At 71.7% G+C, this 21,034-nt stretch carries 21 protein-coding genes; 6 read left to right on the top strand and 15 right to left on the bottom strand.

Annotated elements, in window-relative coordinates; all coding sequences use genetic code 11:
• Positions 1-25: 25 nt before the first annotated feature.
• Positions 26-2,362, bottom strand: a complete 2,337-nt coding sequence (locus ACZ5K7_RS39630) for an ATP-binding cassette domain-containing protein (protein WP_468921797.1) — start codon at positions 2,360-2,362, stop codon at positions 26-28.
• A 244-nt stretch (positions 2,363-2,606) separates the two neighbouring features.
• Entirely contained in the window at positions 2,607-2,801 is a 195-nt protein-coding gene (locus ACZ5K7_RS39625; protein WP_351703737.1) for an antitoxin, read from the bottom strand.
• A gap of 163 nt (positions 2,802-2,964) precedes the next feature.
• On the opposite strand from ACZ5K7_RS39625, the gene ACZ5K7_RS39620 reads away from it, so the two are divergent.
• Complete coding sequence (locus ACZ5K7_RS39620) at positions 2,965-5,439, top strand: ATP-dependent Clp protease ATP-binding subunit (protein WP_468921794.1); 2,475 nt, start codon at positions 2,965-2,967, stop codon at positions 5,437-5,439.
• Here the strand turns inward: ACZ5K7_RS39620 and ACZ5K7_RS39615 are convergent, their stop codons facing one another.
• Both ACZ5K7_RS39615 and rpmF read right to left on the bottom strand, forming a co-directional pair.
• On the bottom strand, positions 5,440-6,438 hold the full coding sequence (locus tag ACZ5K7_RS39615; protein ID WP_468921792.1) for an LLM class flavin-dependent oxidoreductase: 999 nt from the start codon (positions 6,436-6,438) through the stop codon (positions 5,440-5,442).
• A 43-nt stretch (positions 6,439-6,481) separates the two neighbouring features.
• Positions 6,482-6,652 (bottom strand): 50S ribosomal protein L32, encoded by a 171-nt coding sequence (gene rpmF / locus ACZ5K7_RS39610; RefSeq protein ID WP_468921790.1) that lies wholly within the window; start codon positions 6,650-6,652, stop codon positions 6,482-6,484.
• Between the two features lie 130 nt (positions 6,653-6,782).
• On the opposite strand from rpmF, the gene ACZ5K7_RS39605 reads away from it, so the two are divergent.
• The gene (locus ACZ5K7_RS39605; RefSeq protein ID WP_351703749.1) at positions 6,783-7,274 is read left to right on the top strand and encodes a phosphatase domain-containing protein; all 492 of its coding nucleotides are present in this window, start codon (positions 6,783-6,785) and stop codon (positions 7,272-7,274) included.
• 27 nt (positions 7,275-7,301) lie between these two features.
• Here the strand turns inward: ACZ5K7_RS39605 and ACZ5K7_RS39600 are convergent, their stop codons facing one another.
• The 3 genes from ACZ5K7_RS39600 to ACZ5K7_RS39590 all read right to left on the bottom strand — a co-directional run bounded on the left by ACZ5K7_RS39600 (position 7,302) and on the right by ACZ5K7_RS39590 (position 9,440).
• Positions 7,302-7,517 (bottom strand): dodecin, encoded by a 216-nt coding sequence (locus ACZ5K7_RS39600; protein WP_351703752.1) that lies wholly within the window; start codon positions 7,515-7,517, stop codon positions 7,302-7,304.
• A 99-nt stretch (positions 7,518-7,616) separates the two neighbouring features.
• A complete protein-coding gene (locus ACZ5K7_RS39595) occupies positions 7,617-8,795 on the bottom strand; it encodes a GDSL-type esterase/lipase family protein (protein WP_468921785.1) in 1,179 nt (392 codons plus the stop codon).
• Between the two features lie 75 nt (positions 8,796-8,870).
• Positions 8,871-9,440: a TetR/AcrR family transcriptional regulator gene (locus tag ACZ5K7_RS39590; RefSeq protein WP_351703758.1), complete on the bottom strand. Its 570-nt coding sequence runs from the start codon at positions 9,438-9,440 to the stop codon at positions 8,871-8,873.
• Between the two features lie 71 nt (positions 9,441-9,511).
• Here ACZ5K7_RS39590 and ACZ5K7_RS39585 point away from each other — a divergent pair, with 71 nt between their 5' ends.
• Both ACZ5K7_RS39585 and ACZ5K7_RS39580 read left to right on the top strand, forming a co-directional pair.
• Positions 9,512-10,003: an FBP domain-containing protein gene (locus ACZ5K7_RS39585; RefSeq protein ID WP_351703761.1), complete on the top strand. Its 492-nt coding sequence runs from the start codon at positions 9,512-9,514 to the stop codon at positions 10,001-10,003.
• A gap of 136 nt (positions 10,004-10,139) precedes the next feature.
• Complete coding sequence (locus ACZ5K7_RS39580) at positions 10,140-11,402, top strand: extracellular solute-binding protein (protein WP_468921781.1); 1,263 nt, start codon at positions 10,140-10,142, stop codon at positions 11,400-11,402.
• 179 nt (positions 11,403-11,581) lie between these two features.
• On the opposite strand, the gene egtD is transcribed toward ACZ5K7_RS39580, so the two are convergent.
• Genes egtD through egtA form a run of 4 tightly spaced genes read right to left on the bottom strand, consistent with a single transcriptional unit; the run spans position 11,582 to position 16,090 of the window.
• Entirely contained in the window at positions 11,582-12,544 is a 963-nt protein-coding gene (gene egtD, locus ACZ5K7_RS39575) for an L-histidine N(alpha)-methyltransferase (protein WP_351703767.1), read from the bottom strand.
• Positions 12,541-13,437 (bottom strand): ergothioneine biosynthesis protein EgtC, encoded by an 897-nt coding sequence (gene egtC / locus ACZ5K7_RS39570; RefSeq protein ID WP_468921778.1) that lies wholly within the window; start codon positions 13,435-13,437, stop codon positions 12,541-12,543. The genes egtD and egtC overlap by 4 nt, the downstream gene beginning before the upstream one ends.
• Positions 13,437-14,765: an ergothioneine biosynthesis protein EgtB gene (gene egtB / locus ACZ5K7_RS39565; protein WP_468921775.1), complete on the bottom strand. Its 1,329-nt coding sequence runs from the start codon at positions 14,763-14,765 to the stop codon at positions 13,437-13,439. Before egtB ends, egtC begins: the two co-directional genes overlap by 1 nt.
• On the bottom strand, positions 14,762-16,090 hold the full coding sequence (gene egtA / locus ACZ5K7_RS39560) for an ergothioneine biosynthesis glutamate--cysteine ligase EgtA (RefSeq protein ID WP_351703776.1): 1,329 nt from the start codon (positions 16,088-16,090) through the stop codon (positions 14,762-14,764). The genes egtB and egtA overlap by 4 nt, the downstream gene beginning before the upstream one ends.
• 278 nt (positions 16,091-16,368) lie before the next feature.
• On the opposite strand from egtA, the gene ACZ5K7_RS39555 reads away from it, so the two are divergent.
• On the top strand, positions 16,369-17,196 hold the full coding sequence (locus tag ACZ5K7_RS39555; RefSeq protein ID WP_468921772.1) for a TIGR02452 family protein: 828 nt from the start codon (positions 16,369-16,371) through the stop codon (positions 17,194-17,196).
• Positions 17,197-17,285: 89 nt separating this feature from the next.
• On the opposite strand, the gene ACZ5K7_RS39550 is transcribed toward ACZ5K7_RS39555, so the two are convergent.
• Positions 17,286-17,735, bottom strand: coding sequence for a type II toxin-antitoxin system PemK/MazF family toxin (locus tag ACZ5K7_RS39550; protein ID WP_351703782.1), 450 nt, complete (start codon positions 17,733-17,735; stop codon positions 17,286-17,288).
• Positions 17,736-17,754: 19 nt separating this feature from the next.
• Complete coding sequence (locus ACZ5K7_RS39545; protein WP_351703785.1) at positions 17,755-18,555, bottom strand: alpha/beta fold hydrolase; 801 nt, start codon at positions 18,553-18,555, stop codon at positions 17,755-17,757.
• Between the two features lie 62 nt (positions 18,556-18,617).
• Between ACZ5K7_RS39545 and ACZ5K7_RS39540 the strand changes: the two genes are divergently transcribed.
• Positions 18,618-19,031 (top strand): MarR family winged helix-turn-helix transcriptional regulator, encoded by a 414-nt coding sequence (locus tag ACZ5K7_RS39540; protein ID WP_351703788.1) that lies wholly within the window; start codon positions 18,618-18,620, stop codon positions 19,029-19,031.
• Positions 19,032-19,133: 102 nt separating this feature from the next.
• Here ACZ5K7_RS39540 and ACZ5K7_RS39535 read toward each other — a convergent pair whose 3' ends face one another.
• Together ACZ5K7_RS39535 and ACZ5K7_RS39530 are read right to left on the bottom strand one after the other, a co-directional pair.
• On the bottom strand, positions 19,134-20,624 hold the full coding sequence (locus tag ACZ5K7_RS39535) for a flotillin family protein (RefSeq protein ID WP_468921768.1): 1,491 nt from the start codon (positions 20,622-20,624) through the stop codon (positions 19,134-19,136).
• A 132-nt stretch (positions 20,625-20,756) separates the two neighbouring features.
• Positions 20,757-20,975 carry a hypothetical protein gene (locus ACZ5K7_RS39530; protein WP_351703794.1) on the bottom strand — a complete coding sequence of 73 codons (219 nt, stop codon included), beginning with the start codon at positions 20,973-20,975 and terminating at the stop codon, positions 20,757-20,759.
• Between the last annotated feature and the right edge of the window lie 59 nt (positions 20,976-21,034).

Genomic DNA, 21,034 nt, shown 5'->3' with positions numbered 1-21,034 from the left:
CAACCTGAAGCATTCCTGAAGATCATCAGGGCAGGGACCGGGACAGATAGGGCCCCGTGACACTGCCCTCGGCCCGCGCGACCTCCGCCGGCGGGCCCGCCGCGACGATCCGGCCGCCCCGGTCCCCGCCGCCCGGACCCAGGTCGATCACCCAGTCCGCGCCCGCCACGACCGCCATGTCGTGTTCGACCACCACGACCGTGTGCCCGGCGTCCACCAGCCCGTGCAGCTGGCGCATCAGCACCTCGACGTCGGCCGGATGCAGTCCCGTCGTCGGCTCGTCCAGGAGGTAGAGGGTGTGGCCGCGCCGGCCGCGCTGCAACTCGCTTGCCAGCTTGATCCGTTGGGCCTCGCCACCGGACAGCTCGGTGGCGGGCTGGCCCAGTCGCAGATAGCCGAGCCCCACGTCGAGCAGGGTGCGCAGGCTGCGTGCCACGGCCGGGATGTCCGCGAAGAACTCCGCCGCGCTTTCCACGGTCAGGTCCAGCACCTGGGCGATGTTCCGGCCCCGGTAGGGCACGGCGAGCGTCTCGGGGTTGTAGCGGGCCCCGCCGCACTCCGGGCAGGGCGCGTAGGTGCTGGGCAGGAAGAGCAGCTCCACGCTGACGAAACCCTCGCCCTGACAGGTCTCGCAGCGTCCTCCGGCCACATTGAAGGAGAACCGCCCCGCGCCGTAACCACGCTCCCGCGCCCGGTCGGTGGCCGCGAACACCTTCCGTACGACGTCGAACAGGCCGGTGTAGGTGGCCAGGTTGGAGCGCGGGGTGCGGCCGATCGGCCTCTGGTCGACGGAGACCAGCCGGCCGACCCCGTCGAGTTCCTCGGTGATCTCGCCGATCAGTGTCGACTTGCCCGAGCCGGAGACTCCGGTGACGGCGGTGAGGACACCGAGCGGGAACTCGGCGCTGACCGCGCGCAGGTTGTGCCGGGTGACCGGCCCGACCTTCAACCACCCCTCGGCGGCGCGGAGTCGACGTGCCGGAGCGGGCTCCGCCGCGAACAGGTAGCGGGCGGTGGCGGACTCCGCGACCCCGGCCAGCTCCGCCACCGGCCCGCTGTGCAGCACCCGGCCGCCGTGCTCACCGGCGCCCGGACCCACGTCCACCAGCCAGTCGGCACCGCGCACAACGTCCAGGTGGTGCTCCACCACGAAGACGGAGTTCCCGGCCGCCTTCAGCCGCGCCAGCACCGTGAGCAGCGCCTCGGTGTCCGCCGGGTGCAGTCCGGCCGACGGCTCGTCCAGGACGTACACGACACCGAACAGCCCGGAGCGCAACTGCGTGGCCAGGCGCAGGCGTTGCAGCTCACCCGCCGAGAGCGTGGGGGTCGACCGGTCCAGACTCAGGTAGCCGAGGCCGAGCTCGACGACCGGTGCGATGCGGGCGGTGAGGTCTTCGGTGAGCACCCGCGCGGTCTCCGACGGCGGGCCGCCGCCGAGCAGTCCGGCCAGCTCGGTCAGGGGAAGCCCGGCCAGTTGCGCGATCGTACGGCCCGCGAAGGTCACGGCGAGCGCCTCCGGCCGCAGCCTCCTGCCGCCGCACACCGGACAGGGCGCGCTCGTCAGGAAGCCCTCCGCCCTCGCCCGCAGCGCCGGGCTCCTGGAGTCCGAGAAGGTCTTCATGACGTACCGGTGGGCGCTCATGTACGTGCCCTGGTACGGCCGTTGGATGCGGTCGGCGTCCCGGACCGGGTGCACGGTGACCACCGGCTGCTCGTCCGTGAAGAGGATCCACTCCCGTTCCCCGGCCGGCAGGTCGCGCCAGGGCCGGTCCACGTCGTGACCGAGCGCGTCCAGGATGTCCCGCAGGTTCTTGCCCTGCCAGGCACCCGGCCAGGCGGCGATCGCGCCGTCCCGGATCGACAGCGACGGGTCGGGGACCAGCGACTCCTCCGTCGTACGGTGGACCCGGCCCAGACCGTGGCACTCCGGGCAGGCGCCCGCCGCCGTGTTCGGGGAGAACGCGTCGGAGTCGAGCCGCTCGGCGCCCGGCGGATAGTCCCCGGCACGCGAGAAGAGCATGCGCAGGGAGTTGGAGAGATTGGTGAGGGTGCCGACCGAGGAGCGCGAGGTCGGGGCCGAGCGGCGCTGCTGGAGCGAGACCGCCGGCGGCAGCCCGCTGATCTCACCGACCTTCGGCGCCCCGACCTGGTGGATCAACCTGCGCGCGTACGGTGCGACCGACTCGAAGTAGCGCCGCTGGGCCTCGGCGTAGATCGTGCCGAACGCCAGGGACGACTTCCCCGAACCGGACACACCGGTGAAGACGGCCAGCACGTCCCGCGGGATGTCCACGTCGACGCCCTTGAGGTTGTGCTCACGGGCGCCACGGACGCGGACGTACGGATCGTGGGAGCTGTGCATCGGGGGAGACTCCGTACGGACGACTCGCCGGGCAGGGACAAACCCCGCGAGTCTAGGGCCTGTCTGACCATTCCCGTCGTCGCCCGGAGGGCGGCCTCGCGGCGTCAGGTGCGTGCTCTCGGCGTGCCGGGCGTAGGCCCTCGTACTGGACGTACTTGGGTCTGCGCCCGGTGCGGCGAGAGTGCGTGCATGGCGTCGCTAGGCAGACGGGAATTGTCAGACAGGCCCTAGCCCGTGCGGTCCGTCAGGGATGCGGAGGGTTGTTCCGGTTCCGCTCCTGCTCGATGTAGTCGTCCGCCTTCTTCTGGCCCATGTCGACCTGGGACTGGTACTTGTTCCCGGTCCGCTGGTCGATCATGTCGCCGCCCCGTTCGACGCCCTGTTTGGCCTGGTCCTCGTGGCCCTTGAGCATCCCCTTGAGCTTGTCCAGCATGGACATCGCAGCCCTCCTCGCTGGTTGAGGCTTCCCCACCAGCGTCACCGGCCCCGGCCCGGTCCGCATCTCGGCGGGCGTCCCCGTGCGGGCCCGGCCTGCCTGTGCGAGGTTGGAAGACGCGGAATCCCGCCGATCGCAGAGCTGACCGCAGAAAGGCCCGGGCCCCATGAGCAATCCCGGTTTCGGATTCGGACGCAGTCCCTTCGAAGACTTCGACGAGCTGATGTCCCGCTTCTTCGGCGGATCCGGACCGGGCACACCGGCCCGCCGCCCGCAACGCGTCGACATCGGCAGCCTGCTGTCCGAACGGGCGCGCGAGCTGGTGGCCGAGGCCCGCGATCTCGCCGCCGTCGAGGGCAGTGAGGAACTGGACGCCAGGCACCTGCTGGCCGCGGCCACCACGCACGACTCCACCCGGCGGCTGCTCACCGAGGCGGGCGCGGACCCCGACCAGCTCCGCGAGCGGCTCACCGCCGGCCACGGCGGCGGTGAGAAGACGGAGCCCACCACCCTCACCCCGGCCGCCAAGCGCGCCCTGCTCGACGCCTACCAGATCTCCCGCGCCGAGGGCGCCTCCTACATCGGCCCCGAGCACCTGCTGCGCGCGCTCGCCGCGAACCCGGAGTCGACGGCCGGGCGGACGCTCGGCGAGAGCGGCTGGGAACCGACCCGGATGCCGGTCGAGGGCGCGGCGGAGCGGAAGAAGCCCAGCACCACGCCGACCGTCGACGAGTACGGCCGTGATCTCACCGAGGACGCCCGGGCCGGGCGTCTGGACCCGGTGATCGGGCGGGACGACGAGGTCGAGCAGACCATCGAGGTGCTCTCCCGGCGCAGCAAGAACAACCCCGTCCTGATCGGTGACCCCGGCGTCGGCAAGACCGCCATCGTCGAGGGCATCGCGCAGCGGATCGTCGGCGGGGACGTGCCCAAGACCCTGGAAGGCAAGCGGCTGGTCTCCCTGGACCTGGCCGGGATGGTGGCCGGAACCAAGTACCGGGGCGAGTTCGAGGAGCGGCTGAAGAAACTCCTCGAAGAGGTCCGCGAGCACAGCGACGGACTGGTGCTGTTCCTGGACGAGTTGCACACCGTCGTCGGCGCCGGCGGGGGCGGCGACGGGTCCCTGGACGCGGGCAACATCCTCAAACCCGCCCTCGCCCGCGGCGAGTTGCACCTGATCGGCGCGACCACGATCGACGAGTACCGCAAGCACATCGAGAAGGACGCGGCCCTGGAACGCCGGTTCGCGCCCATCCTGGTCGGCGAGCCCACGGTCGACGACACCATCGAGATCCTGCGCGGCCTGCGCGACCGTTACGAGGCCCACCACCAGGTCCGCATCACCGACGAGGCGGTCGTCGCGGCGGCCGAGTTCTCCGACCGGTACATCACCTCCCGCTTCCTGCCGGACAAGGCGATCGACCTGATGGACCAGGCCGCCGCCCGGGTCCGGCTGCGCTCGAAGACCCCGGCCACCGACACCCGGGACATCGAGGACCGGATCGCCGCCCTGAACCGGGAGAAGGACCAGGCCGTCGCCGACGAGGAGTACGAGCGCGCCAAGGAGGTCCGCGACCGGATCCGGGAGACCGAGGCCGAACTGGAGCAGGCGGGCACGGCCGAGGAGCACGCGCCCAAGGTCACCGCCGAGGACATCGCCGAGGTCGTCTCCCGTACCACCGGCATCCCGGTCGCCCAGCTCACCGAGGAGGAGCGGGAGCGGCTGATGAAGCTGGAGGAGCATCTGCACGAGCGGGTCGTCGGCCAGGACGAGGCGATCACCGCCGTCGCCCGCGCGGTCCGCCGTGCCCGGGCCGGCATGAGCGACCCCAACCGTCCGGTCGGCAGCTTCCTCTTCCTGGGCCCGACCGGCGTCGGCAAGACCGAGCTGGCCCGCGCCCTGGCCGCCGCCCTCTTCGGTGACGAGACCCGCATGATCCGTCTTGACATGAGCGAGTTCCAGGAGCGCCACACGGTATCCCGGCTGGTCGGCGCCCCGCCCGGATACGTCGGCCACGAGGAGGCCGGTCAGCTCACCGAGGCGGTGCGCAGGCAGCCGTACGCCGTGCTGCTCCTCGACGAGGTGGAGAAGGCGCACCCGGACGTCTTCAACACCCTGCTCCAGCTGCTTGACGACGGCCGGCTCACCGACTCCCAGGGCCGCACCGTCGACTTCAAGAACACCGTCGTCATCATGACGTCGAACATCGGCGCCGACCGCATCCTGGCCGCCGGCACCGAGGACTACACCAAGGTCCGTGAGGCCGTGATGCCGGCCCTTCAGCAGCACTTCCGGCCGGAGTTCCTCAACCGCATCGACGAGATCATCGTCTTCCGCGGCCTGGACCGCACCCAACTGCGCCAGATCGTCGACCTGTTGCTGGAGCACACCCGGCGCCGCCTGCACGCCCAGGAGGTCGGCCTCGAAGTCACCGACGCTGCCGCTGAGTTGCTGGCCAACCTCGGTCACGAACCCGACTACGGCGCCCGTCCGCTGCGCCGCACCATCCAGCGCGAGGTCGACGACCGCCTCGCCGACCTGCTGCTCTCCGGCCAGCTCACGGCGGGCGACCGGGCGGTGGTGGACGCGGCCGACGGCCAGATCGTGACCAGGTCCGACAAGCCGGCCGAGGTCGGCTGATCAGGCCCGCACCAGCGCGGCCAGCCGCCGGTAGGAGTCCAGCAGGGCCGGGCGGTCGTAGCTGCTGGTGGTGACCAGGACCTCGTCGGCGGCCGTCTCCTTCAGGACCGACTCCAGCTCGTCCGCGACCTGCTCCTCGGTACCGGCGAGGTGCCCGGTGAGCCCGGACTCGTAGAAGCCGCGCTCCTTCACGGTCATCGCCCTGCTCTCGACCGCCTCGGCCGGGGGCAGCGGCGGGAAGGTCCCGTGGGTGCGGGAGTACGCCATCGACCAGGCCTCGGGGACGAGCAGCCGGCGGGCCGCCTCGGGGGTACCGGCGACGGCGACGGTCCCGGAGATCACGACATAGGGCTCGGCCGCCCACGGGGAGGGGCGGAAGCGGTCGCGGTAGTGGTCGATGCCGCGTCGCATCTTCTCCCGGTTGCGCAGATCGCCGATGACCATCGGCAGCCCGGCGCGAGCCGCGATGTCGGCGCCCTCACCCATCGCGAGCACGAACGGCGGCACCCGCAGCCCCTGAGCCGGGCGGGCCCGCACCCCGGTCGGCGAGGTGCCCTCGAACCAGCCGAGCAGCTCGCCGAGTTGCGCCGCGAAGTCCTCGGCGTCGTCCTTGTCGCGCCCCAGCGCCTTGCGGACCCCGTCGGTGAAACCCACCGACCGGCCGAGCCCCATGTCGATCCGCCCGGGGAACAGCGACTCCAGCACCCCGAACTGCTCGGCCACGACCAGGGGCTGGTGGTTCGGCAGCATGACACCACCGGTGCCGACCCGGATGGTGCGGGTCGCGGCGGCGACGGCCGCGGCCAGCACGGTCGGCGCCGAACCGGCGACCCCGGGCACCCCGTGATGCTCCGAGACCCAGAACCGGTGATAGCCGAGCGCCTCCACCTCCCGCGCCAGTGCCACGGTGTCCCGCAGCGCCGCACCGGGGGCGTGTCCCTCCCGGGTGCGCGAGCGGTCGAGGACGGAGAACCGGGTCCGGGCGATCAGCGCGTTCACAGGGGGTTCAACACCGCGGCGGCCCCAGGATTCCCGCCGCCGGTCAGTCCCCGGGGCGCAGCAGACCGCGCTCGTAGGCCCTGACCAGGTGCTGCGGAACCAGGTGCCGGACACCGTCGACGGCCACCGGGACGAGCGCCGGGGTGCTCGCCTTCCACTGGGCGCGGCGGTGGCGGGTGTTGCTGCGCGACATCTTCCGCTTGGGTACGGCCATGGGGATCCTCCTCGGTGCTGCTGTGGCGGTGCCGACTGACGGCACCGAGGACGCTATATGAAAATGGATCCCATGAGCAATTGGTACCCGGCGCCCAGGATCGATGCCGGTGCCCGACTAGGGTTGCCGCGTGACCGACAGCAGCAAGCGTCCGATCGCCGTGTTCGACATCGACAACACCCTCGCCGACACCGCGCACCGGCAGCGGTTCCTGGAGCGCAGGCCCCGGGACTGGGACGCGTTCTTCGCGGCCGCGCCGCACGATCCGCCGCTCGCCGAGGGGATCGCGCTGGCCGTGGCGACCGCGGAGGAGTGCGAGATCGTCTATCTCACCGGGCGGCCCGACCGCTGCCGGCGCGACACCCTGGACTGGCTCGCCGCCCACGGGCTGCCCGAGGGGCGCGTGCACATGCGGCGCAACGCCGATCGCAGGCCTGCCCGGCACACCAAGCTGGAGATCCTGCGCCGCCTCGCGGAACGGCGTGAGGTCCGCGTCCTGGTCGATGACGACGAGCTGGTCTGCGACGACGCCGAACGGGCCGGGTTCACCGTGGTGCGGGCCCGCTGGGCCGACCGCTCGGCCGCGCTGGAGCAGGCCCAGGAGGGGGAGGGGCGGACCTGAGCCCGCCCGCCACGGGTCCCGCGGCCCTCAGCCCTCGTCGTCGATGCGGAAGCCCACCTTCAGGCCCACCTGGTAGTGCTCGATCTGCCCGTTCTCGATCTGGCCCCTGACCTGGGTCACCTCGAACCAGTCCAGGTTGCGCAGGGTCTGGCCGGCGCGTGCGACACCGTTGCGGATGGCCTGGTCGATGCCCTCGTGCGAGGTGCCGACGATCTCGGTGACCCGGTAGGTGTGGTTCGGCATCGGGATGCTCCTCTCGTCGTCACTCCAAGGTGCCGCATCCGGGAGCGGAGCGCGAGGCGTCGGTGATCGTGACCCCGGTCGCCGGTCGCCGGTCGCCGGTCAGCCGGTCTCGACGGCGAAGGGGCCGTCGGCGCCGAATGCGAGCCGCCCGAAGTTCTCGGCGATGCGCCGGTGCCCCGCCTGATCGGGGTGGACCTCGTCGGGCAGCGGGAACTCCGCGTAATCCCGCTCGCCGTACAGGTCACGGCCGTCGAGGTAGTGCAGGTTCGGGTCGTCGGCCGCCCGCTGTCCGACGATCCGGGCGAGTTCGGCACGGATGACGTTGAGCGTCAGGCGCCCGGCGGCGCGTTCGGCCGGATCGCCGGTCGCCTTGAACCGCAGGGTTTTGCCGTCGAAGTCGGGCGCGAGCGGTCCGGGAGTGTCCTCCTGGACCGGGCACAGCAGGGGCGACACGACCAGCAGCGGCGTGGTCGGATGCCCCTCGCGGACGGTGTCGAGGAAGCCGTGCACCGCGGGGACGAAGGCGCGCAGGCGCATCGCGTCGGCGTTGACGACGTTGATGCCGATCTTCAGGCTGATCAGGTCCGCGGGGGTGTCCCGCATCGCACGCGCGGTGAACGGGTCCAGCAGCGCACCGCCGCCGAACCCCAGGTTGACCAGCTCCACTTCACCCTGGGCGGCTGCCAGGGCGGGCCAGATGCCGGTCGGATGCGTGGCGTTCGAGCCGTGGCTGAGGGAACTGCCGTGGTGCAGCCACACCCTGCGCCCGCTCTCCGGAGCCCGCTCGACGGGGGCGTCGGTGCGCAGGGCGATCAGTTCGGTGATCTCCGTGTGCGGGAGCCAGATCTCGACGTCCTTGTCACCGGCGGGGAGACCGGCGAACCGGGCGGTGCCGGCCGGCCCCTCCGTCAGCTCGGAGGACTGGGTGAACATGTCGGTGATCGTGTGCACGTTGCCGCCGGCCACCGTCGCCTGGGCCGTGAGGCGGCCGTCGACGAGCAGGTCGTACACGCCGTCCGCAGGGGCCGGGAACCCGCGGTACACCCGTTTGGTGGGCCGCGTGTCCAGTTCGACGGCGGTGGCCCGGGTGCGGAAGGCGAGCCGCACGCCGGAGGGCTGGGCCTCGGCCATGGCCAGCTGGTGGTCGGGGATCTGCCGGCGCGCCCGGGCGGGCAGCCGGTGCGGCAGCAGACCCTGCGCGGTCGCCTCCACGTCGAGGAAGCCGCGCAGGATGTCCACGGTGACAGGTGTGGTGATCCAGTCGTGTTCGGTGCTCATCGCCTCAGCCTGTTGATCAATGTGTCCGGATGGTTCTGAAGGGGGGCGGTGCGAGGTGCCCCGGACCGCCGCCGGTCAGGACGTGGCCCGGGTCCGCAGCAGAGCGTCGAGGGAGTCCACCATCCAGGCCCACGACTCCCGTGCGTCGGGCGCGCTGTGCTCGAAACCCCCGGCGAGCTCGAGGCTGACGTAGCCGTGGAAGACGCTGCCGAGCATTCGGACCGCATGTGTCTGGTCCGGCTCCGTCAGGTCGTAGCCGCGCAGGATCGCCCGCGTCATCTGGGCGTGCCGCACCCCGGCACTGGCGGCCGCGGTCTCGTGATCGAGCCGGAGCCGGGCGGCGTCGTACCGGCCGGGGTGTTCCCGGGCGTAGTCGCGGTAGGCGTCCGCGAAGGCGGCCAGGGCGTCCTTGCCGGCCCGCCCGGCCAAGGCGTCGGCGACCCGGTCGGCGAGTTCCTCCAGGGCGAACAGGGCGATCCTGGTCCTGAGTTCCTGGGAGTTCTTCAGATGCGAGTACAGACTCGCGACCTTGACGTCGAACCGCCGGGCGAGTGCCGAGACGGTCACCTGGTCGAAGCCGACCTCGTCGGCCAGCTCCGCCCCCGCCACGGTCAGTCGCTCCGGGGTCAGCCCTGCTCTAGCCATAGCCTTCCTCCTGTCTGGCGACAACGATAATGCATTTGCCTAAAGGGTTTAGGCAAATTAGCCTACGGCTCATGAGACCCCTGAACGAGCGGGAGATCCGCGCGGCCTTCGTGAACTGCACCAAGGGCGAGGCCAAGCGCCTCTCCGTTCCCCACGATCTGGCCGACCGGCCGTGGGGCGACCTGGACTTCCTCGGCTGGCGGGACCCCCAGGCGCCCGACCGGGCCTACCTTGTCGTCGAGCTGGACGGCCGCCCGGTGGCGCTCGCCCTGCGCTCGTCCGGCCCCACGTCCTGGCAGACGCGGCGCAGCATGTGCTCGATGTGCCTGACCACCCACACCGGAGGCGTCTCGCTGATGGTCGCCGCGAAGGCGGGCAAGGCCGGACAGCAGGGAAATTCCGTCGGCGTCTACATATGCGGCGATCTCGCCTGCTCGCTGTACGTGCGGGGCAGGAAGGATGCGGGCGTCGGTTCGCGCCTGCCCGAGTCGCTCACCCTGGAGGAGAAGATCCAACGGACCGTCGCGAACCTCGCGGCGTTCGTCGCCAGGGTCACTGCCTGAGCCGGTCCTGCGGGTGCGGCCCTTGACCCTGCGCATTGGTCCATACCAAAATCCCGTACACCCGTACGAGCACCCGTGCTCGTTCCCCCACGTCGGGCCTTCTCCCCTGTCCGCCAGACAGAACAGGAACCCCCTCGTGAGACGTCGTCGCCCGCTCGCCCTCATCTGCGTGTCCGCCGCGCTGCTCAGCGCCTGTGGCGTCCTGCCGGGCGGATCGGGCGGGCGGCACACCATCACGGTCTGGCTGATGCAGAACAGCGCGTCGCAGGAGTTCCTGCACCGCTTCACCGCTGACTTCGAGCGCACCCACAAGGACATCCGCCTCGACATCCGTATCCAGCAGTGGACCGGGATCGTGGACAAGGTGCAGGAGGCGCTCAAGTCCGACTCCACGGACGCTCCCGACGTCATCGAGGTCGGCAACACCCAGGTCCCGCAGTACGTCGAAGACGGCCGGCTCACCGACCTCACCCTGGAGTCGATGCGGGACTGGGGCAAGGAGCACTGGCTGCCCGGCCTCGCCGAACCCGGCCGGGACGAATCGCGTCAGTACGGCATCCCCTGGTACGCGGCCAACCGTGTCGTCATCTACCGCAAGGACCTCTTCGAGAAGGCCGGCATCACCTCCCCTCCGAAGAACCGCGACGAGTGGCTGGCCGACACCGAGAAGCTCAACTCGGGCGGGAACCAGGGAATTTACCTGGCCGGACAGGACTGGTACACGCTCTCCGGGTTCGTCTGGGACGAGGGCGGTGATCTCGCCCAGCAGACGGACGCCGGCTGGAAGGGCACCCTGGACAGCCCGGCCGCACTGCGCGGGATGGACTTCTACCGGCGCCTCCAGGCCCTCGGCAAGGGGCCCGTGGACGCCGACGAGGAACACCCGCCCCAGGGCCAGGTGTTCGCGGACGGTCAGGTCGCACAGATCGTCGCGGTGCCCGGCCTCGCCCAGTCCATCGTGCAGGACAACCCCGAACTCAAGGAAAAGATCGGCTATTTCCCGGTGCCGGGCCGCACGGCCGACCATCCCGGCGCGGTCTTCACCGGCGGCTCCGATCTCGTCGTACCGCAGAACACCGACCGGCCCTACGACGCGACCGCCGTCGTCGGCGCCCTCGCCGGAGCCAAGTGGGACACCGAACTGGCCCGCACGATGAACTACGTGCCCAACAAGACCACGCTGGCCGGCGCGGTCGCCGGGTCGGAGGGGGTCGCCGCCATGGCGGCGGGAGCCGCGCAGGGACGGGCGACCCCCCACACCCCGGACTGGCCGGCGGTCGAGGCCGACAACCCGATCAAGGGCTACATGACCAAAGTGCTCAGCGGGTCGGACCCCGCGACCGAGGCCCGCCGCGCCTCCCGGCGGATCACCGAACTGCTCGCGCCGGACTTCGGGTGAGCAACACGGCGGTATCGACATCGGGCGCCGGCGGTATGTGTGCGCGCCGGCACCCGATGCTGACCAGGTTCACCACCCGGGCGGTCTCAGGCACTGTTGCCGAGAGGTGATCACGGTGACTACAGGCCTCGGTAGGTGACAACTGTCGACGGCAGTCACATCCACCGAGGTCACCGGCATTACCCGGCCGTGCTCAGCGACAGCGCGAAGCGGCCCGCCTCGTCCGTCCACCAGTGGGTCAACTCGAAGCCCGCCGCGGCCAGTTCGCCGCGCACGCCCTCCTCGCGGAACTTCGCCGAGACCTCGGTGCGCAGTTCCTCGCCGTCTGCGAATTCGACCGCGAGGTCGAGCGCGGGGATCTTCACCGTCTGGTCGGTCAGCGACCGCAGCCGCATCTCGATCCACTCCTCGTCCGCGTCCCACAGGGCGACATGCTCGAAGGCGTCCGGGTCGAAGTCGGCGCCCAGCTCCCGGTCCACGACGGCCAGGACGTTCTTGTTGAACTCGGCCGTCACCCCGGCCGCGTCGTCGTACGCCCGGACCAGCACGTCCTCGTCCTTGACCAGGTCGGTGCCGAGGAGCAGCGTGTCACCGGGCGTCAGCAGCCCCCGCACCGAGGCCAGGAACCGGGCCCGCTCGGCGGGCAGCAGATTGCCGATCGTGCCGCCGAGGAACGCCAGCAGCCGCGGCCCCGGGGTCTCGGGCAGGCTCATCCGGCCGGTGAAGTCGGCGATCAGGGCGTGCACGGACAGCGTCGGCCGCTCCTCGATGAGCGCCTGCCCGGCCTGGGTCAGCGCGCTCTCGCTGACGTCGACCGGGACGTACACCTCGAGAGAGGTGAGCGCGTCGATCAGCAGGCGGGTCTTCTCGGAGGAGCCGGAGCCCAGCTCCACCAGGGTGCGGGCACCGCTCGCGGCGGCGATCTCGCCGGACCGGGTGAGCAGGATCTCCCGCTCGGCCCGGGTCGGGTAGTACTCGGGCAGCTCGGTGATCTGCTCGAAGAGGTCGCTGCCCCGGGCGTCGTAGAACCACTTGGGCGGCAGTGTCTTGGGGGTGGCGGTGAGGCCGTTCAGGACATCGGCGCGCAGCGCGGCGTCCGTCGCGTCCTCGGGAAGGGTGCGGGTGACACGGAGGGGACTCACGTACAGGGCTCCTTCGGGGATGGGGGTGCCCCCGCTCGAACGGAGTGGAGAGTGGGGGAGGACGCCGGGGCCTGGACCGGGTTCTCGACCGGGTCGGCCTGGATCCGGGTGTCCTGGGCGCGGCCGTCCTCGGCCGGTTTCCCGGCCGGGTTTCCGACCGGGGCGAGGGTGACGCCCCGGCGGCTCGCGACGAGCAGCGTGCGGTCGGGGACCTCCTGCCAGCGCGGGTCGTCGTCGAACGGCTCGGAGGCGACGACGGTGCGGTGGCCGGGTTCCGAGAGGTAGTGGAGGCTGTCGCCCCAGGCGGTGGCGGCAATGGTGTCGCCGTCGGTGAGCAGGAGGTTCAGCCGGGCGGTCGGGGCCGCCTCGGCGACCTGGAGAACCGTTTCGGCAAGAGCGGTGCCCGGTGCCGTGCCGGACCGCAGCCGGTGCAGGGCCAGCGCCCAGACGAACGCCGAATCGGTGCGCGCCTCCATCGACAGCAGGTCGACCGGGGGCAGCAGCGGGACGAGGGACGCCACGGCCTGCGGCCAGCCGGGGATCGCCCCGTTGTGGCTGAACAGCCAGCGGCCGGCGGCGAACGGCGCCGCCGCGGCCTCCCCGTCCGCACCCGCCAGGGTCGCGTCCCGTACGGCGGCCAGCAGCGCGCCGGTGCGCACCACCCGGGCCAGGTCGGCGAAGGACGGGTCGGCCCAGATCGGTCCGGCGCGCCGGTAGCGGGCCGGCTGCGGATCCTCCGGGGCGTACCAACCCACCCCGAAGCCATCGGCGTTGACCGTCCCGTACCGCTGCCGCCGGGGCGCCCACGACTGGCGGTACAGGGAGTGCCCGGGCTCCACGAGGAGCCGGCCGAGCGGCTCCTCGGGTCCCAGATACGCCAGATGACGGCACATCAGACGGTCTCCGCGGTACGGGCGGTGCGGAAGCCGGAGAAGATCTGCCGCCGGATCGGGTAGTCCCAGTTGCGGAACGTCCCCCGGCAGGCCACCGGGTCCACGGCGAACGAGCCGCCGCGCAGCACCTTGTACTCGGGGCCGAAGAACACCTCCGAGTACTCCTTGTACGGGAAGGCGGAGAAGCCGGGGTAGGGGAGGAAGTCGCTGGACGTCCACTCCCAGACGTCGCCGATCAACTGCCGTACGCCCAGCGGCGACTCGCCCTCCGGGTAGCTGCCCGCCGGTGCGGGGCGCAGATGCCGCTGGCCGAGGTTGGCGTGCGCGGGCGCCGGTTCGGCGTCGCCCCACGGGTAGCGCCGGGACCGGTTCTCGCCGGGGTGGTGCCGGGCGGCCTTCTCCCACTCGGCCTCGGTGGGCAGCCGACGGCCGGCCCAGCGGGCGTAGGCGTCCGCCTCGTACCAGCTCACGTGCAGCACCGGCTCCTCGGGCGGCACGACCTCCGTGACCCCGAACCGGCGCCGCAGCCACTGGCCGCCCTCACGGTGCCAGAACTGCGGGGCGACGATCGAGTGCTCCCGGATGTGCGCCCAGCCCTCGGGCGTCCACCAGCGCTCGGTCTCGTAGCCGCCGTCCTCGATGAACGCCAGGTACCGGCCGTTGGTCACCGGGGTGGTGTCGATCCAGTAGGGCGCCACCTCCCGCCGGTGCGCGGGGCGTTCGTTGTCCAGCGCCCACGGCTCGGTGGAGGTGCCCATGGTGAACGGGCCGCCGGGGACCAGGACTTCGGCCGGGCCGGTGAACGGCGGCGCCGGGTCCGGGTCCGGCGCGGTCAGGGCCTGCGGGCCGGTGCGGAGCTGATGGGTGATCAGCATCGTCTCGTCGTGCTGCTGTTCGTGCTGGGCGATCATCCCGAAGGCGAACCCCGCCTCGGTCAGCCTGGTGCCGCCGCTGAACGCCGAGCCCTCCAGCAGGTCCAGGGCCCGCCCGCGCACCTCGGCCGCATAGCGCCGGGCCTCGGCGGGCGCCAGCAGCGGCAGCGTGGGCCGCTCGGAACGCGGGTGCTCGAACGCGTCGTAGAGGCTGTCGATCTCGGGACGCATCGCCTCCCGGCCGCCGACGTTGCGCAGCAGCCAGAGCTCCTCCTGGTTGCCGATGTGCGCCAGGTCCCAGACCAGCGGGGACATCAGCGGGGAGTGCTGGGCGGTGAGGTCGGGCTCCTCCACGCAGCTGGTCAGGAGCGTGGTGCGGTCCCGGGCCGTGATCAGGGACTTCAGGGCCCGGTCCCGCAGGGTCTCGATGTCGATGTCCGTCTCGGGGGCGGTCATGCGGGGATGTCCTTCCCGTGGGCGCGGCCCGATGTGCCGCGCAGAGGGTCCAGTAGGTCGTCGGCCGGGCAGCGGCCCTGGCGGACATACCGGTCGTTGTATGCCGCCACGGCGGCCACGACCTCGGGGGTCGCGCCCAGCCGGGGCAGGGCCTCCAGCGCCGCGGCGAAACAGGCGACGGCGGCCTCGTGCAGCTCCGGGTCGCCGAGCCCGGTCCGGGCCGCGTCGATCCACAGCGGATTGTGCGGGGCGGGCCGCGGCTCCGCCCGCTCGGTCAGTGGTTTCACCGTCCGGTACGCCGTCTCGGCGGCCTCCGGGTCGTCGAACAGGGCCGCCGTCACCGCGAGCGGCACGATCCAGCCGTCGTCGCCGGGCTGCGCGTCGATCATCCGCAGCTCCAGATGACCGCGTGGCCTGACCGGCGGGAACAGCGTGGTGAGGTGATACGCGAGATCCGCGCCGGTGGGCGACCCCGACCGGGTCCACTCCCGGAAGGTGAGGCCCTCGGGCACCTCCCAGGGGCCGCTGTCCCGCCGTACGCACATCACCGGGGCGTCCAGCACGTGCCGGGCCCAGGACGTGCGCGGGTCGCCGGCCAGCGGGGGCGCTCCCGCGCGGCCCGCGCCGATCTCCATCCACAGCAGCTGCCGGGTGGAGACCCAGCCGGTGGGCCGGCCTCCCACCAGGGGGGAGTTCGCGAAGGCGGCCACCAGGACCGGGCCCAGCTGGTGGGCCAGCCACCAGCGGCGGGTGTGCCCCAGCGGGCCGGGCTCCTCCTGGCCGGCGTCCAGGCAGACCTGTACGGAAGCCGAGCTGCACATCATGTGGCGCCCGGCCGGGCCGGTCCGGTCCAGGCAGGCCTCCATCGCGTCGTAGCGCGGCTCGCGCAGGAAGCGGCGGGGCGGGTGCCAGGGATCGTGGCCGGCGCCGACGAGACCGAGACCCAGCTCGGCCAGGACCGCCCGTACGGCGTCCAGATCGGCGGAGACGGTGCCGATGCACTCCATCAGGGAGGCGGCGGGCGGCGAGCTCAGCTCCAGCTGACCGCCGGGTTCGACGGTGAGCGCCGACCCCAGGGGCACCGTGCGCAGTGCGGCGTAGGCCGCTTCGAGTCGTTCTGGTGTGACGGTGAGCTGCGGCTGCCGCAGCTCGTGGACCAGCCATTCCACTTCGACCCCGAGCGTGCGGGGTGGGCCGGTCTTGAAGCAGATGCCCTTGACCAGGGCCTCCACCTCGGCTTCGGTGACAGCGGTGCGGTCGTCCGAGAAGTCGGTCTTCACCGAGCCGTCGGTACAGTCGCCGCCGTCGGATATCGAGTCGGACATGTAGGGATCCTCCTGAGATTCCACCATGCCGCCGGCCCGGCCGTGGATGGGTCCGGGACGGCACGTCCGTCCCACCCAAGACCTTCGCGCCGATTCGCACAAGGGCACCTATCGGGACGTTCTAGATCGGTAACCTCTGCTTCCCTGCACGTTCCAGAACCGTTTCGGGCGCGGGAAACTCCGTTGCGCCGCATCACCAGCATCACCCAGGATGCCTGCATGAGCACGACGGGGGAGACCGCGCGGGCCGCGGTCATGGCGTCCACGGGGGTGGCGCCATGAGTGCGCGCCTGCGCGGGATCGCCCAGGAGACCGAGCAGATCGTGGCGGCGGGGGCCTATCGGACCGCCGACGGCCGGGAGGTCCTCCTGACGGCGGACATCGCGGCCGCACAGGCCGGGACGCGGATCCACGGCCCGGAACCGGTACCGGTTCCGGCGACCACTGCGGTGCGGACGGTCGTCGAGGTCACCGGCGAGAGCAGCCTGGAGGCCGCCCGTCGGCTGGCCGAAGCCCCGGTCGCGGTCCTGAACTTCGCCTCCGCGCGAAACCCGGGCGGCGGCTATCTGAACGGCGCCCAGGCGCAGGAGGAGGCCCTGTGCCGCGCCTCCGCGCTCTACGCCTGCCAGCTGCACGCCAGAGCCTTCTACGACCACCACCGTGCCCACCGCGACCCGTTCTACTCGGACCGGGTGATCCACTCCCCGGCCGTTCCGGTCTTCCGCGACGATCGCGGCCGTCTTCTCACGGAGCCGTACCGCGCCGGATTCCTCACGTCCGCAGCGCCCAACGCGGGCGTGATCCGCCGTACGGCGCCGGAACGCGCCGTTGAACTGCCGGGCGCCCTCGGCACCCGGGCCGAGCGGGTCCTGGAGGTGGCCGCCGCGCACGGCTACCGGCGGCTGGTCCTGGGCGCCTGGGGCTGCGGGGTCTTCCAGAACGACCCCCGGCAGGTCGCGGGCGCCTTCCAGGGGCTGCTGGGCCCCGACGGACGGTTCGCCCGGACCTTCGAGCACGTGGTGTTCGGGGTCCTGGACCGTACGCCGGGATCGGTGGTCCGGGCGGCCTTCACCGAGGTGTTCCGGGAAGCCGCCCTCGACGTCTAGAGCCTGTCCGGCGGACCAGGTCGCAGGAGAACAACAGCGCATCTCGGGCGCCGCGTCCGCGGCATGATCCGCCGGACAGGCCCAGCGGCTCACTTCCAGCCGTAGCGCTCGTGCAGCCGGTTGCGTACGAGATTGAAGCGGCCCCGGTCCAGCGCGCACGCCTCCCGGCGCATGCCGTCCTCATGCAGCCGCAGCACGCGGTCCACGTCCACCCAGGAGTCGCGCCCCGACCGGTCCCAGGGGCCGCTGCCGATCGCCACCCACTCGCGGTCGTTGTCGTGCCGCTTGCTCGACAGCTGTACGGCGAGCAGGGTGCCGGCCGCCTCCCGGGCGACGACCAGCACCGGCCGGTCCTTGCCCCGCCCGTCGTTCTCCTCGAAGGGCACCCAGGTCCAGACGATCTCACCGGGATCGGGGTCGCCGTCGTGGGCGGGGGAGTATTCGGTGCGCACCCTGCCGACCTCGCGCGGGTCGGCCTCGGTGGTCGCGGTGGGGCCGTAACGGCCGGGGATGTTCTCGTCGTCGGTAAGCGCAGTCACGAGGGCACCCTAAGGGGCCTCAGCCTGCGAGAACAGGCGGGGTCCCGGTACGGCGCAGTTCGGCCTCGACCAACTCGGCGGTGACGTCGGCGCGTTCGATGTGCGGAAGGTGGCCGGCGCCCGGGATCGGCTCGAACCGGCCCTGGGGGAAGGCCTTCGCGTAGGCGGCTCCGTAGGCGGGGGTGACGACACGGTCGCTCTCGCCCCAGATCACCAGCACCGGCTGCGCCACCCGCCCCAGCCGGGGCAGCAGCTTCGGGCTGGTCATCCGGCCGCCGTCGGTGAGCAGTCGCATGGTCGCCATGTTGGCCTGGCGGCGGGCGAGTTCGGCGTCGGGAAGGGTGGCCGGGTCGACGTAGAAGCGGTCCGGGTCGTGCCAGGAGTGCTCGGCCTGGGCGCGCGGATCCAGCGCGAAGAAGTCGGTGACCTGCTCGCCTTCGATGTCCGCGCCGACCGCGTTGATCAGGACCAGGCCGCTGATCAGCCCGGCCGTGTCGCGTATCGCCATCTCGGCGGCGAGCTGGCCGCCCAGCGAAGAACCGACCACCAGGACGTCGCTCGACTCGCTGTCCTGGAGCAGGTGCAGATAGGCGACGGCGAGGTCCTCCACGCTCGTGAACCAGTCGGGGCGGGGGGTTCCGTCCCAGCCGGGGTGGACCGGGGTGAGGACGCGGCCGGACTCGGCGAGGCGGGCGGCGAGACCGGCGACGGTGGCGGGGCCGCCGCCTCCGTGCAGAACGAGCACCGGACGGCCGGAGCCGGCCTCGGTCAGGGAGATGGGCAGATCGGGATACACCTGGGCGGTGCGGTTCGTCGTCATGTCGAGGATTCTAACTAAACATCTTTATATAAACAAGCTTAGTCATGAGTTAGACTTGGCCCATGCACGATGACCTGCAAGTTCTCGGAAGAGCGGTGAAACAGGCCCAGTACCGGCAGCACCGGGCCATGGACAGCGCGCTCTCGGCCGTCGGCACCACCCTCGCGCAGTGGGACGCGCTGCGCGCCATCGACCGGTTGCCCGGCGCCTCGGCTCGCGAACTGGCTGCCGCCACCTTCCAGAGCGAGCAGGCCTTCGGCACGCTGGTGGGTCGCCTGGCCGCGCAGGGCCTGGTGGAACGCCGGCCGGGCCGCGGGCGGCGCCTCCAGCACCATCTGACCCCGGACGGCGAGCGGATGCTGGCGGCCGGGCACGGGGTGGCCGGCGAGGTCCTCGCCGGATGCTTCGCGGGGCTGACGGCGGCGGAGCGGACCACCCTGCTGGAGCTGTTGCGGCGGCTCAACGAGCAGGAGTGAACACGGAGATGCCCCCGGCCAGGCCGGGGGCACCCCTGTCTTCCGCTCTCGGCTGCTCGCCGGTCTCTCGCTCTCGGCTGCTCGCCTGTCCTCCGCTCTCGGCTACTCGCCGTCCCGCTCCACCGGCACCTTCTGCGTCTTCGGGGCCGTGACCCCGTTGAGGACCGGCGAAGTCTCGTTCGAGGCATGCCCGTTCTGGTTCATCGACGCCAGCAGCTGGCGGGCCAGCCCCAGTCCGGTACCGCCCATGGTGAGCGCCTTGGCGAACATCTCGCCCATCCCGTCGGCACCGTTGAGCAGCACCATGTTGTCGACGTTGCCGAAGGCCGAAGCGCCGGCCTTGACGATCTCCGGCCAGTTCTCGGCGAGTTGCTGGGCGACGACCGCCTCCTGGTTCTCGGCCAGTGCGGCGGCACGGGCCTTGATGGCCTCCGCCTCCGCGAGACCCTTGGCCTTGGCCGCTTCGGCCTCCGCCAGACCCCTGGCCTGCGCGGCGGCCGCCTCGGCCTCACCGGTGGCGCGGGTCGCGGCGGCGCTCGCCGTACCCCGGGCCTTGGTGGCCTCGGCCTCGGCGCCCGCGGCCGCCTTGACCCGGGTCGCCTCGGCCGCCGCCGCCAGCTCCGTCTCCTTCGCCTTGGCCTGGGCCGCCGAGATACGCGCGTCACGCTCGGCCTCGGCCAGCGTGCGCTTCTCGTAGGCCTTGGCGTCGGCCGGCTTGCGGACATCCGCCTGGAGCTGCTGCTCGCGCCGGTGCGCCTCCAGCTCGGCGACCCGCGTCTCCTGGACGACGACCTCCTGCCGGGCGGCCGCGTCGGCGAGCGGACCGGCCTGGCGGGACTGGGCCGCCGCCTTGTCGCGCTCGGCCTGGTAGCCGGCCTGGAGGATCTCGCTGTCCCGGGTGGCCTCCGCCATCCGGGCGAACGACGCCTGCTCGGCCTCGGTGGCGAGACGATTCGCCTCCGCCTGCGCGATCCGCGCGTCCCGCTGGACGGCGGCCGCGTGCGGCATCGCCAGGTTCTTGATGTACCCGGTCGGATCCTCGATCTCATGGATCTGCAGGGAGTCGACGATGAGCCCCAACTTCTCCATCTCCGTGCCACAGGCGGCCCGGGTCTGTCCGGTGAGCTTCTCGCGGTCGCGGATCATGTCCTCGACCGTCAACCCGCCCACGATGGACCGCAGATGACCGGCGAACACGTTGTGCACCCGCTCGGACATCAGCTTCTGCTGGTCCAGGAACCGCCGGCCCGCGTTGGCGATCGACACGAAGTCGTCGCCCACCTTGAAGATGACCACGCCCCGCACCTTCAGCGGAATGCCCTGCTGGGTCACGCAGTCCACCGACAACTCGGTCTCGTTCAGGTCCAGAGAGAGCTTGCGCACGGCCTGCACGCCCGGCAGCACCAGGGTGCCGCGCCCCGTGACGATGCGGAACCCCATGCCTGCTTCGAGACCCTCGGTCCGATGGTTCGAACCGGAGATGATGAGCGCCTCGTTCGGCTCGGCGACCCGCCACATCATCTTGAACACACCGATCAACACGAGAACGGCGAGAACCGCCACCCCCGCAACGACGCCGACAACCATCGGCATACGCCCCCTTTGCATGGTGCCCTTTCGGCACCGAACGAAGGGAGTGTGCGCTCGCGCAAGCGCGGGGAGAAGACGCTGACGGTTCCTTGTTGCAATCTTGACGCATACGCCCTCACCTGGGGCTACGCATGCTCAACTGTCGTATGCGGGCGTGACGTAGACCGTCCGGGGCGGCAGGTGCTCGACCACCATGACCACGGTGCCCGGCTCGATCCGGGTGCCGCCGTCGGCGGAGTAGGCGAGGAAGTGCTCGGCGCCCCCGCGCACCCGGACGATCACCTCGCCGACGAGCCCGGGCCCGATCGTTCCGGTGACCCGCCCCATGAGCCCGACCATCGACGCATCGTCCATGGTCAGAGGGTACGGTCAGGTCAAGCCACGGGAAAGCCGTGGGTCGTCGGGCGCGGGTG

It is taken from the genome of Streptomyces sp. NPDC031497, from assembly GCF_055580905.1.
The sequence above is the reverse complement of the archived record's forward strand: the minus strand, read 5'-3'. Positions and strand labels throughout refer to the sequence as shown.

Coding starts and splice junctions, on each gene's coding strand:
- ACZ5K7_RS39585 (WP_351703761.1), top strand. CDS start 9,512: ATGAGACCCCTGAACGAGCGGGAGATCCGCGCGGCCTTCGTGAACTGC.
- ACZ5K7_RS39630 (WP_468921797.1), bottom strand. CDS start 2,362: ATGCACAGCTCCCACGATCCGTACGTCCGCGTCCGTGGCGCCCGTGAG.
- ACZ5K7_RS39625 (WP_351703737.1), bottom strand. CDS start 2,801: ATGTCCATGCTGGACAAGCTCAAGGGGATGCTCAAGGGCCACGAGGAC.
- egtB (WP_468921775.1), bottom strand. CDS start 14,765: ATGACCGCCCCCGAGACGGACATCGACATCGAGACCCTGCGGGACCGG.
- ACZ5K7_RS39620 (WP_468921794.1), top strand. CDS start 2,965: ATGAGCAATCCCGGTTTCGGATTCGGACGCAGTCCCTTCGAAGACTTC.
- egtA (WP_351703776.1), bottom strand. CDS start 16,090: ATGTCCGACTCGATATCCGACGGCGGCGACTGTACCGACGGCTCGGTG.
- ACZ5K7_RS39590 (WP_351703758.1), bottom strand. CDS start 9,440: ATGGCTAGAGCAGGGCTGACCCCGGAGCGACTGACCGTGGCGGGGGCG.
- rpmF (WP_468921790.1), bottom strand. CDS start 6,652: ATGGCCGTACCCAAGCGGAAGATGTCGCGCAGCAACACCCGCCACCGC.
- ACZ5K7_RS39530 (WP_351703794.1), bottom strand. CDS start 20,975: ATGGACGATGCGTCGATGGTCGGGCTCATGGGGCGGGTCACCGGAACG.
- ACZ5K7_RS39535 (WP_468921768.1), bottom strand. CDS start 20,624: ATGCCGATGGTTGTCGGCGTCGTTGCGGGGGTGGCGGTTCTCGCCGTT.
- ACZ5K7_RS39595 (WP_468921785.1), bottom strand. CDS start 8,795: ATGAGCACCGAACACGACTGGATCACCACACCTGTCACCGTGGACATC.
- ACZ5K7_RS39555 (WP_468921772.1), top strand. CDS start 16,369: ATGAGTGCGCGCCTGCGCGGGATCGCCCAGGAGACCGAGCAGATCGTG.
- ACZ5K7_RS39540 (WP_351703788.1), top strand. CDS start 18,618: ATGCACGATGACCTGCAAGTTCTCGGAAGAGCGGTGAAACAGGCCCAG.
- ACZ5K7_RS39545 (WP_351703785.1), bottom strand. CDS start 18,555: ATGACGACGAACCGCACCGCCCAGGTGTATCCCGATCTGCCCATCTCC.
- ACZ5K7_RS39600 (WP_351703752.1), bottom strand. CDS start 7,517: ATGCCGAACCACACCTACCGGGTCACCGAGATCGTCGGCACCTCGCAC.
- egtC (WP_468921778.1), bottom strand. CDS start 13,437: ATGTGCCGTCATCTGGCGTATCTGGGACCCGAGGAGCCGCTCGGCCGG.